Below are 11884 nucleotides of genomic sequence, written 5' to 3' on the forward strand. Positions count from 1 at the left end.
GGGTCGGGGTGGGGTATTAAAGACAAATCAGCGGGTCAAGTTACCGGACAGGCATTGGCGTTAATACTTCATACTCCCTCCCGGCCTCCCCCTTCGCCGGGGGAGGAGAAAAGCAGATCATTCCTCGCTGAATTTAAGCGCTACCCCTAAGGCATCCGCTGCGCGCACGTTTACCTGAGACGTATTATCGTCAAAGGCAATTTCCCCCACCCGCAAACTGTTGCGTACCGCATCCAGCGAGCGTGTGGCAAATTCCAGCCCGATCATGCGGGCGCTGCCGTTCTCGCCTTCCGGCACAACGCCGAATTCCGCTGTGGCTTGTGCGGGTGTGATAAACCGGATCGTGGCGCGGCCCGCGCGCAACACCACTTCCTGCGGTTTGATGTCCAGCGCAGCCGCACCAAATAACTCACCATACACCTGAGCGGCATCCTGCGGACTGTCTGCGGAAATCACGAAACCGGTAATATCCGCGACACCGTTCGGATGGTTTTGCCATTCATTACGCCAGACCAGTTCCGGAGTCAGATGGTGACAAAAGAAACTGCGGCCATTCGGCACGCGGCTGGCAGCCAGCGGTACGGTGCGAAAGCGTGCATTCGGCGAGGTGCCGTCGTTGAGGGCGACGGGGCGGAAGAATTCGGCTGGGGCAGAACCCGCAATATGTTGCTGTTGCAGATGTTCGTACACTGCAGGGGAGTTCTGTGTTTTCCACACCAGCCCGGTCAGGCCTAACGGAGCCTGCCACAGATCCGTACGGGTGTGGGCGTTGCCCGGCTCATAGCCGAGCAGTTCAAGATAATTTTCGCTGAAAACCGCCAGATGATTGCTGGAACCCAGCGAATGATGGCCGCGCGGCGTGAGATGAAAACCCAGGCGGCGGAACTGCTGTGCCGCCTGATTCAGCTGTTCGCTGACATTAATCACCGCGTGATCAAGCTGCGGGCGCAGGGGCTGTGAATGCTGTGCTTCAGTCATTGAAAGGTTCTCCCAGCGTTAACATCAGACGGTTGGCCCAGGCGAAAAAGGCGGCGGACTGGGCCAGATCGACAATCTCCAGTTCGCTTAACCCCTGTTCACGCAGCGCCGTAATATGTTGCCCGGAGGCAACCGGTGGCGTAGCGGAAAGCGCAGCGGCGAAATCAATTTCGGCCTGCCAGCGCGGGGATTGTTCTTTGCTGAGAATGCCGCCCGGCGGGGTGTCGATCAGGCGCTGAACATCTTCAGTCTGTTTCGACAACTGGCTGGCTTTGCGCGAATGCACTGACGCGCAATAAATACAGCCGTTGATTTTACTGGCGACCGTGGCAGCCAGTTCACGCTCTTTTCGCGGTAGCCCGCCGGAGGTATAGAAAATGCCTTTGTCCGTCAGGGTCCGCTGTTCAAGTACCGGTAAATTGCGGCCTAACAGGCGGAAATAGTCAGAACCGGTATGACCAAATTTCGCCAAAATTGCCTGCTGGGCGTCATCGAATTCTTCCAGTTTCTTTGCCGGGATCCACGGTTCCCAACCCAGTTCTTCCTGGGTAAATGCCTGCGGTGCATCGCGGCCGCTGTGGGTATTCGGTTCGGTGCGCCAGAACGCAGCGCCGACCGGTTTGTTGCTGCCATTGTCTACCGGTTTTCCGCCAATCAGCCGGTAGCTGCGCAGCACGCGGCTCTGGAAACTGACGAAGGCGATCAGTTGCGACAGCGTGACAATGGCATCTGCTGACCAGCCCGCTTTTTTCAGTGCCTGCAAATGGGCAGGTGTGGCGCTGGCGGGTTTGAAGCTCAGGCGTTCACCGTGCGTGAGTGCAGCATCGAGGCGGGCGGTTTCGTCGATGTCCGGTAAATCCTGCAAACGCTCGGAATAGTGATTGGTCAGTTGCGAATCGCCGTGCCAGCGCGCGACGTTTTGTGCCAGCCGCAGGCGTTCTGCCAGCGAAAAATCCACGCCATCCTGTTCGGTAAACAGCGCATCGTAACTGCCCTGGGTGTGACGGGTGGCGGCGTCGCGGGTCTCGCGGGCCTGTTTCAGTGCGGAATCCGGAGCGATTTCAGCCAGTTTTTCCAGCAGGTCGGTCGAATAAGTGGTCATAGGGTTTCCCTTGAAAATGAGGAATCGGCGGATGGAGAGGAAACACTGCGCTGCGGCGTGCGGCGAACCCAGCCGAGCGCGGGCGCAACGTGACGGGCAATCAGTTCGATGGAACGTAAAATATACGGATGCGGCGGATCGATGGAATGCACCTGAAATGCCAGATCGGTGACGCGGGCCAGTGCGGTATCAGCCTGCAAGGAAGCGGTTACCTGGGCCGCTGTGCCGAGATGCACGTCGAAGGCGCGGATGTAATCATCCAGCGTGTCGCCTTTTACACTCTGCCCGCTGGCACGATGATTTTCGGCCTGACGGCGTAAGCCTTTTTGCGCCAGTTCCCGCGCCTCATCGCCGTTTTCGGTAACAAACGCGGTACGTGACCCCATGATGCGCGGCGCAACGCCGTCTGGCAGAGCATCCAGATAGGCATCAATGATCGGATTTTGCAGTTCATCAAGGCGTAAATCCGGCGCGTCAGCCGGACGTGGCTGGGTGCGCGAAAGCATCAGACCGTCACCGGATTTACCGGCACGCGCGCCGCCGTCAACCGAGAAGGTCGCCTGCCAGATGCGGTGCGCCAGTTGTGGGGCAGCCGGGTACAGACGGTTACCGGTGCCCGCCAGCGGTTCACCGCGCCAGGCGGTCAGCAGGGTTTGCAGATTATTGCCAAATACCGCACCGCGCTCGTGACTTTCCAGCCCGAAGGGCGGGAAGGATGACGGTGTGCCGCCGGAGCCTAAACCGACCTCAAGCCGCCCGCCGGAGAGCAAATCCAGCACGGCGGTGTCTTCGGCCACACGCAGGGCATTTTCCATCGGCAGCGTAATGACACCGGTGCCCAGACGGATAAAGCGGGTATGTGCCGCAACTTGCGCGAGGAAAACCAGCGGTGCAGGCAGGCCGCCCTCGGCTTCATGAAAATGGTGCTGCGCGACCCAGGCAGAATCAAAACCCAATTGTTCGGCGTGAATAATTTGTTCTGTCGCCAGCCGGTAACGTTCCTGCGCGCTGGTGTTGTCCAGAAGGCGGGTGAAAAATCCAAGACGTTTACTGCTCATAATGTCCCTCTTGTTTCGTGTGCTGTTCATGCGGCGCGGTGGCGTCCGGGAATGGCATCAATAAGCTGGCGGGTGTAATCACTGGAAGGCAGGGCGAAAACATCTTCCACAGGACCGGAATCCACCTGCTGCCCGCGGTTTAACACCGAGACGGTGTGTGAGATCTGACGGACTGTCGCCAGATCGTGTGAGATAAATAAATAGGTCAGACCGAGTGAATCCTGTAACTGCTGAAGCAATGTCAGAATTTGCGCCTGCACGGTGACATCAAGCGCCGACGTCGCTTCATCCAGGATCAGGACTTTCGGCTCTAAAATCAGTGCCCGCGCAATCGCCACACGCTGGCGCTGTCCGCCGGACAATTCGCGGGGTTTACGGCTGAGTAATGTCTCCGGCAGCGCTACGCGTCGGGCAATATCCAGCACCCGTTCACGGCGCACCGCCGCCGGGATTTTTTCGAAATTCAGCAACGGTTCTTCGATCACGCGGAACAGGGTTTGCGAAGGATCCAGCGAGGCAAACGGGTTCTGATACACCAGCTGGATTTTCTTGCGCAACTGACGCAAGGCTTCACCTTTCAGCCGCGTGATGTCTTCGCCGTCGATCAGCACACGTCCGCTGTCCGGTTTCTGAAAACCCAGCAGAATGCGTGCCAGCGTAGTTTTGCCGGAGCCGGATTCACCGACCAGTGAATGCGTGGTACCGCGCGGAATGCTGAATGACACATGGTCTACCGCGCGGAACGCGGGCTGATTTTTGCCGGCCAGCGTGAAATCATGGGTGATGTTTTCAACCACCAGCACCGGCTGTTCCGCAGTGCGCAGATGCGTACGATGGTGGCCGGACAGGGCCGGGGCGTCGGCGAAAAGCTGACGGGTATAATCACTTTTCGGTGCATCAAGGACTTCACGGGTGATGCCCTGCTCCTGGACTTTGCCGTGACGGAACACCAGTAACCGGTCAGCGCGTTCGGCGGCAATCGCCAGGTCGTGTGTGACCAGTAAAACGGCGGTGCCAAACTCGCGGCGCAGGTCGTCAATCAAGTCCAGAATGCGTTTTTGCACCGTGACATCCAGCGCACTGGTCGGTTCATCGGCGATGATCAGTGCCGGTTGCAGAGCAATGGCAATGGCGATTAATACGCGCTGTTTCATACCGCCGGACAGCTCGTGCGGATACTGTTTCGCCCGTTGTTCAGGGTGTGAAAGACCCACGCGGGACAGCAGTTCCACCACGCGGGCGTCGCGCTGCTGACGTGGCAGTCGCTGATGGATATCCAGAATTTCCGCGACCTGCGAACCGACAGTTTTGACCGGATCCAGCGAACTGGTCGGGTCCTGCGGGATCAGGCTGATGCGGGCACCGCGCAAAGCATCGAGGCGGCGCTGTGACCACTGACTGATGTCCGTGCCATTGAGACGGATTTCACCCTGTTCAATATGGCCGTTTTCTGCCAGCAGACCGATGATCGCCTGTGCAGTGGTGGTTTTGCCGGAGCCGGATTCGCCAACCAGCGCCAGCACTTCACCGGCATTAATCGAAAACGACACGTTATGCACTACCGGTTTGCCGTCGTAGGCGATGGAGAGATTATCCAGTTCGAGCACCGGTGGGGCGTTATGCGTAAAAGTGGCCTGCGCGTTCATCGCGTTCTCCTGCGTAATGACTGGCTGATGCGGTTGGCGGAAAGCACCACCAGAACCACGACCACGCCGGGGAAGGTCGTCAGCCACCAGGCGGTGGAGATGTAATTGCGGCCTTCGGCGATCAGCAAGCCCCATTCCGGCGTCGGTGGGGGTGTGCCGTAACCGAGAAAACTGAGGGTAGAAATGGCCAGAATGGCGCTGCCGAACTGCAACGCTGAGAAAGCGATTACCGAGGTCAGCGAGTTGGGTAAAATATGCCGCCACAAAACCGACAGGAACGAGCCGCCGCTGCCGTACGCGGCTTCGACGTAATCGCTATGACGTACCAGTACCACTTCGGCGCGGGCGAGGCGGGCGAAGTTGGCAACGGACGTGACACCGACGGCAATCGCCGCGTGCACCGTGCCGAAACCAAGCAAAATAATCACGCTCAGTGACAACAGCAGGCCGGGGATCGACAATAAAACATCGTTGATGCGCATAATAATGGCGTCGGTCAGACCGCCGCTGGCTCCGGCCGCCAGCCCCAGTGCGGTGCCAAATACCAGCCCGAGCGCCACAGCGACCAGCGCGCCGGAAAGGGAATGTGACGCGCCATACACAATGCGGGCGTAGACATCGCGGCCGAGCTGATCCGTACCCAGCCAGTGTCCGGCCTGCGGGGCCAGACGCTGTGCACCGGCAATCCCTTCAGTGCCGCTGTAATCCGTAAATAAGCCGGGGGCAATCGCCCACAAAATGACGGTCGCCATCACCAGCCAGGCGAGGATTAAGCCCGGTTGCAGGCGTGCGGGTATCCGGCGGCGACGCTGTGTTAGCGGCAATGAAAGCGTGCTTTTGCCAAGCGGTAAGCTGCTCATGCAGTGGCTCCTCCCCGTGAGTTTTTAGAAGCAGAGGCTTTAAGGCGCGGGTCGAGCAGCGGATACAGTAAATCGACCAGCAAATTGATGCCGACAAAGGCGGTAGCGGAAATGACCACAATGGCCTGTAACACGGCGACATCCTGATTATTCACCGCCTGCTGCGTGAGTTGCCCGAGGCCGTTAAGACCGAAGACGGTTTCAGTGATCAGCGCCCCGGCAATCAGTTCGCCAAACAGCAAACCGGCAATGGTCAGCGTCGGAAGCAGGGCGTTGCGCGCCACATGACGCCATAATACGCCGCTGCGGCTGGCCCCTTTGGCGCGGGCGACAGCGACGAACGGCTGGGTTTGCACCTGATCAATACTGCGGATCAGGATCTGCGCCAGCGGCGCAGAAATCGGCACTGCAAGGGTGATAACCGGCAAAATAAGCCCGACCCATTCACCCGGATTAATCACTGGGATCCAGCGTAAATGGAATGAGAAAAACTGAATCAGCGCGATGCCCAGCCAGAACGTCGGAATGGAAATGAACAGCGAAGGCACCGCCTGTAAAGCATTCTTCAGCCAGCCGAAATGCAGCAGGCTGGAGAGAAACGCCAGTGCAAAGGCCACCACGGCGGCCAGTGCGAAGCCCATCAGTGCCAGACGCAGTGTCGGCGGAAAGTTGCTGCTGAGTAATTCAGTCACCGGTACGCCAGCCTGAATCGAATAGCCCAGATCGCCGTGAAGGAAATTGCCCAGCGTGTGCAGATATTGCTGCCAGACCGGCACATCCGCACCGTACGCGGCACGCATATCGGCGATTTGTGCCGGGCTTAATCCCATGTCCGGGTTCTGGAATTTAATCAGAATGGCATCGCCGGGCAGCACCTGTAACAGGATGAAGGAGACGGTAAACGCCGCCCATAACACCAGTAAGGCTTGCCCGAATCGACCGCTCACGTATCGGCTCATGATTTACTCCCCGTCTGTTAATGCTTTTCCAGCCATGCACCGTAGAAGCTCGGACGCCCGACGGCTTCGAAACTCACGCCTTTGAAATATGGCGCCCCGGCATACACCTGCGGCTCTTCGAAAATCGGAATGACGTATGCCTGATCGAGGAGGTAGTTCTGCACGTCACCGGTCAGCTGCAGACGTTTTTTCGGATCCACTTCGGCAGAAATTGCGGTCAGCAGGTCGTTAAGTTTGTCGTCGCGGAAGCTTTTCACCTTGCTGCTCAGGCCGCCCTTTTGCAGCAATGCATCGCGGTTGGTCGGGTAGAAGGAACTTTTAATCACGTCCGGATCGGCGCGTCCGACTTCCACCACGTTAGCCGGGGTTTTCTCCGGATCAAGGTTATCCGCCACGCGGCTGCCCGCATCGCCCGCCAGAATATTCAGCTTCGCGCCAACCTGGCTCCATTGCTGGGAAACCAGCTGTAATACTTCTTTGTTTTGCGGTTGCGGCAGTGATTCATAAATGGTCAGCGACAGCGTTTTGCCGTCTTTCTGACGGATGCCGTTCGGGCCTGGCTTCCAGCCCGCTTCATCCAGCAGCTTTTTGGCAAGCGTCGGGTCGTAAGTCAGTTTGCTGCTCAGGTCGACATAACCGGCGGCGGTTTTGGCGATCACAGACGTGGCTTGCGGATAGTTTGGCGAGAACAGCGTATCGACCACCTGTTTGCTGTTGGTGGCGTGCAGCAGCGCCTGACGCACTTTCAGGTCAGACACCAGCGCGTTGTCCGGGCGGAACGAAATGCTGTCATTGACGCCTTTGGTCGGCGCAGCATAAATCGGGAAATTCTGGTCTTTGGCCTGCTTCTCGTCATATGCCTGAACCTGACGGATGAAATCAGCCTGACCGGCCAGCAGTGCGCCGATACGCACACTGTCTTCACCGGTGACGATCACTTTAATGCCGTCAAGATTAGCGCGCCCTTGCTGTTTAAGGTTTTTCGGCCCCCAGTGGTAATCCTTACGGGCAGTCAGATCGACTTCGCGACCCAGGGTTTCTTTACTGACCACGAACGGGCCGGAGCCGATGATATGTGTGGCGTCGCCCAGCGCGTCAAAATTGCGGTTCAGGGTGCTCAGTGACACCAGCCCGGAACCAATCGTGGCGGTACCCTGCAGGAAGCCCGGCGACGATTTTTTGAAATAGAACTTCACCGTCAGCGGATCAATCACTTCGCTGTGGTCGTAATTGTTGATGACTTCGGAGACCGGCAAATGATGCTCTTTATTGCCCAGACCGTAAGTATCAAAGTTTTTGGCCACCGCGTTGGCATCCAGTGGCGTGCCGTCGGAGAAGGTCACACCCGGTCGCAGTTTAAAAGTGTATTCAGTTTTATCGGCGTTGAATGACCAGGATTCGGCGATCCAGGGTTCTATCTCCAGTGTCTTCGGATTCTGGTAGGTCAGTTTGTCGGTGATCTGATTGAGAATACCGCCGTTCGGATAGAAGCCGCCCGCAGGCGGATACAGATTGGTGTGTGCCTGCTGTTCAAGATAAATCAGCGTGCCACCCTGCACGGGCGTACCGTCAGCGGCAATGGCGGAAAATGTGCTGGTGAGAAGTGCCCCTAAAGCCAGTGCGCGGGTAACCGCGTTAATCCGGCGAATGTTATTCATCGTTAAACCCTTTTTCTTATCTGGCATGGTTGCAGGTGATGACTTTGGCGTTCTTAGAACCAAAGTGCTGAACCCATAACAAACCAATTTAAAGGACAGGTGAACGAAGGAATTTTGCAATCGTTAGCTGGAAACAGCATTAGGAGAGAAAATGGCATGAGAAGAAATGTACGGGAGGCAGAAAGAAAAAAACCAGCGGCTAATCCGGACGGGTGGACCGGCTAACCGCTGGCGATCATCAAAAATGATGAGCTAAGGAGAAACTGAGGTCGTCAGTGATCTTTTAATGCAGCTTCTGTGCCAGTTTTTATTTCAGGCTGAATTTTTGCCTGTTTGCTGCGGCTCAGGAAGGCATTGAGCAAAATGGCGCCAAACGTCGCCGTGCCGATGCCACCCATGCTGAAGCCGCCCAGGCTCAGGGTAAAGTTGCCTGCGCCCAGCACCAGCGTGACCGCCACCATGATCAAATTTCCGTTAAGTCCCAGATCCACCTGGTTTTGTACCCAGATGCGGGCACCGGCCACGGCAATCAGACCGAACACCACAATCGACGCGCCACCGAGCACCGGGCCGGGAATGGTGTGGATCAGTGCACCAAATTTGGGCGAGAAGCCCAACACAATGGCAACCATTGCCGCCGCAACGAAAATCAGTGTGGAGTAAATTTTGGTGACCGCCATTACCCCGATGTTTTCTGCGTACGTAGTAACACCGGTACCGCCCGCCGAGGCGGAAAGCAGGGTCGCCAGACCGTCACCGACAAACGCGCGGCCTATGTACGGGTCGAGGTTTTTGCCGGTCATGCCCGCCACCGCTTTAATATGGCCCAGGTTTTCCGCCACCAGAATCACTGCCACCGGCGCAATCATCAGCATGGCGTGAGAACTGAACACCGGCGTGGTAATGGTCGGGATGCCAAACCACGGTGCCTGTGCCACGGCGCTGAAATCAACCGGTGCGCCAAGCCCCAGGCCGTTGGTGATCACCATGTAAATCAGGTACGCCGCCACCAGTCCGAGTAACAGCAACAGACGCTGCACCAGACCGCGGGTGAATACTGCCACCGACCCGATACACAGCACGGTCATCACCGCCATCCAGCTGTCAAATGAGGATGCCGACACGCTGTTAATGGCAATCGGTGCCAGATTCAGACCAATTGCCATCACCACCGCACCCGTAACGACCGGCGGCATCAGGCGCTCAATCCAGCGTGTACCAAGCGCCATCACCACAAAACCGATCAGCGTGTAAATCACGCCACAGGCAATAATCCCTCCCAGCGCCACCCCGATATTCGGGTTCGCTCCGTGGCCGCTGTAGCCGGTCACCGCGATCACCAGCCCGACAAAAGCGGCGCTGGAACCGAGATAACTCGGTACGCGTCCGCCGACCAGCAGGAAGAACAGCAGGGTACCGATGCCTGACATCAAAATCGCCATGTTGGCATCAAAACCCATCAGCAATGGCATTAACACGGTGGCGCCAAACATCGCGACCGTATGCTGCAGCCCCATGATGACCGTTGCTCCTAACGGCAGCCGTTCATCCGGCGCGATCACCGCGCCATCCAGATTGCCTTCTCTTTTACGCCATTGTGGAAACCAGGAAGTCTTTGCCATGCACGACCCTTACTAAGTTGAGGGGATGGAGTTAACAGGCTAACTGGCGCATCAGCGGGTGATAGCGCCGGTCGAAATACACCAGTCCGTGGCTGTCGTCATTGCGCCGTAACGCAACGGCTTCACAAAACAAAATGTCGTGGGTACCGACACTGGTGATCTGCGTAACCTTGCAGTCAAACGACACCAGCGCGTCGGTAAGGATCGGTGAGCCGGTAGCGAGACGCATCCACCGGGCGGCTTCGAAACGTTGCTCCGTTGGTGTTTTTCCACCGAATAAATTGGACAGAGACTCATGGCAATCGGCCAGCGTGTTAACGCACAGCACCTGATTCTCTTTGAAGACCGGATACACCGAGGCTGAACGGTTCAGGCATACCAGCAATGTCGGCGGCGAATCGGTGACACTGCATACGGCGGAGGCGGTGAAACCTGCGCGTCCGCCGGGGCCGTCGGTGGTGATGATGTTGACGGCCGAACCGAGGCGCGCCATCGCATCGCGATACTCTTGTTTCTCAACGGCAGCGTATTGGTCAGCGGCAGCTTGTTTTTCCACCGCAGGCACCGGGGCGAAAGGGCGGCCGGTTGCCGGTAATGTAGCGTTCAGGGTTGATGGCATGGTGATGTCCTCTGATTTTTCAGTGATGCTTACAGCACGCGGCAGGCGCGGTCGAAATCCAGGCGCGGCGCGCGCGGATACACTTTGCTGCTGTCGCCGTAACCGATATTGATCAGGAAATTAGATTTCCAGCCTTCCTGCGCCAGAAAGGTTTTATCGACGATGGTGTTGTCAAAACCGGACATCGGCCCGGTATCCAGGCCGAGTGAGCGGCAGGCCATGATCAGATACGCGGCCTGCAAACTGCTGTTGCGAAATGCCGTGTCGTGTGCCAGTTGCGGGCTGGAGGTGAACCAGGAACGGGCATCACCGGCGGGATACAGTTCCGGCAGCAGTTCGTAGAATTCCGCATCCCAGGCAATGATCGCGGTGACCGGCGCCGTCATGGTTTTTTTCAGATTGCCGCCTGAAAGCGCCGGTGCGAGTTGTTCTTTCGCCGCCTGGCTCTGAATAAACACGATACGTACCGGGCTGCAGTTGGCCGATGTCGGTCCCATGCGCGCCAGTTCGTAAACCGTCTTAAGTTGTTCGCGGGTGACCGGTTTATCCAGCCAGCCGTTATGTGTGCGGGCTTCGGTGAATAAAGTTGCCAGTGCGCTGGCGGTTAATGCTTCGGCCATGATGTCTCCGTGGGCAGGTGACCGGACGGGGTGGCGGAAGATGACGATGAATGCCGCCGCAGCCAGTCCAGTAAAATCGGGTTAAAGGTTTCCGGGTCGGTCACGCTCATGGCATGGCCGCCGTACAGCATTTGCGTATGTTCGCCGTGGGGCAGGCGGGATGCGAGATCGACCGAACGCGACCACGGTACCAGCAGGTCATCCTTGCAACTGAACGCCAGCGTCGGCGTAATCACCTGCCCGAGGCTGGCAGTCAGATCAGACTCCATCAGCGCCTGCAAACGGTGCAGTAAGTTTTCCATTCCCTGAAAATGCGCCACCTGATGCCGGCGCTCTTTCTGTAATAAGGCATCATTAGCTGAAAGCCAGTCACCCGGATACAGAAACAGCGGCTGCGCCTGCACGTAGGCATCGACCCCGCTGTTGAGCAGCAGATTCTGGCGCACTTCAAAGCAGCGGCGCGTCTGGCTGTCGAGTTTCGTCCAGCCGTTGATGACCACCAGACTTTGCAGCAGTGCCGGATAACGCAGAGCAAGATGCAGGCCAATAATGCCGCCGAGCGCATGGCCGACCAGATGACAGCGGCTGATATCCAGCTCATTGAGCATGCCGGCCAGTTCATCGGCCATGTCTTCCATCCGGTACCCGGCGGGCACTGTGCCCTGACTGACGCCAGTGCCGTGCTGGTCGTACACCACCACGCGAAAATGCGCCGCCAGCATCGTCAGTTGCGGTTGCCAGAAACTTCCCGTCCCCCCCAGC

11 protein-coding genes are annotated in these 11884 nt (G+C 57.8%); all 11 read right to left on the minus strand.

The genetic code is table 11. The features are described 5' to 3' along the window. Positions 1–117: 117 nt before the first annotated feature. Positions 118–978, minus strand: a complete 861-nt coding sequence (locus tag J1785_RS09145; RefSeq protein ID WP_217139277.1) for a VOC family protein — start codon at positions 976–978, stop codon at positions 118–120. Continuing rightward, on the minus strand, positions 971–2080 hold the full coding sequence (locus tag J1785_RS09150) for an alkylhydroperoxidase domain protein (protein WP_129951890.1): 1110 nt from the start codon (positions 2078–2080) through the stop codon (positions 971–973). The genes J1785_RS09145 and J1785_RS09150 overlap by 8 nt, the downstream gene beginning before the upstream one ends. Further along, positions 2077–3138: a putative FMN-dependent luciferase-like monooxygenase gene (locus J1785_RS09155; protein ID WP_217219267.1), complete on the minus strand. Its 1062-nt coding sequence runs from the start codon at positions 3136–3138 to the stop codon at positions 2077–2079. Before J1785_RS09155 ends, J1785_RS09150 begins: the two co-directional genes overlap by 4 nt. Before the next feature lie 26 nt (positions 3139–3164). Next, the gene (locus J1785_RS09160; protein WP_217219268.1) at positions 3165–4784 is read right to left on the minus strand and encodes a dipeptide ABC transporter ATP-binding protein; all 1620 of its coding nucleotides are present in this window, start codon (positions 4782–4784) and stop codon (positions 3165–3167) included. After that, entirely contained in the window at positions 4781–5644 is an 864-nt protein-coding gene (locus tag J1785_RS09165; protein WP_129951887.1) for an ABC transporter permease, read from the minus strand. The genes J1785_RS09160 and J1785_RS09165 overlap by 4 nt, the downstream gene beginning before the upstream one ends. Further along, positions 5641–6603, minus strand: coding sequence for an ABC transporter permease (locus J1785_RS09170; protein ID WP_129951886.1), 963 nt, complete (start codon positions 6601–6603; stop codon positions 5641–5643). Before J1785_RS09170 ends, J1785_RS09165 begins: the two co-directional genes overlap by 4 nt. A gap of 17 nt (positions 6604–6620) precedes the next feature. Further along, a complete protein-coding gene (locus tag J1785_RS09175) occupies positions 6621–8261 on the minus strand; it encodes a TIGR04028 family ABC transporter substrate-binding protein (protein ID WP_217139275.1) in 1641 nt (546 codons plus the stop codon). Positions 8262–8533: 272 nt separating this feature from the next. Then, positions 8534–9883: a pyrimidine utilization transport protein G gene (rutG, locus tag J1785_RS09180; protein WP_129951884.1), complete on the minus strand. Its 1350-nt coding sequence runs from the start codon at positions 9881–9883 to the stop codon at positions 8534–8536. Between the two features lie 31 nt (positions 9884–9914). After that, entirely contained in the window at positions 9915–10502 is a 588-nt protein-coding gene (gene rutF, locus J1785_RS09185) for an NADH-dependent FMN reductase RutF (RefSeq protein WP_235173151.1), read from the minus strand. 29 nt (positions 10503–10531) lie between these two features. Next, positions 10532–11122, minus strand: a complete 591-nt coding sequence (locus tag J1785_RS09190) for a malonic semialdehyde reductase (protein ID WP_217156897.1) — start codon at positions 11120–11122, stop codon at positions 10532–10534. Then, on the minus strand, positions 11107–11884 hold a 778-nt coding region (gene rutD, locus J1785_RS09195), incomplete at its 5' end, for a pyrimidine utilization protein D (protein WP_217219269.1). The genes J1785_RS09190 and rutD, both read right to left, overlap by 16 nt.

Source organism: Rahnella perminowiae (assembly GCF_019049755.1).
Taxonomy (GTDB): Bacteria; Pseudomonadota; Gammaproteobacteria; order Enterobacterales; family Enterobacteriaceae; genus Rahnella; species Rahnella perminowiae.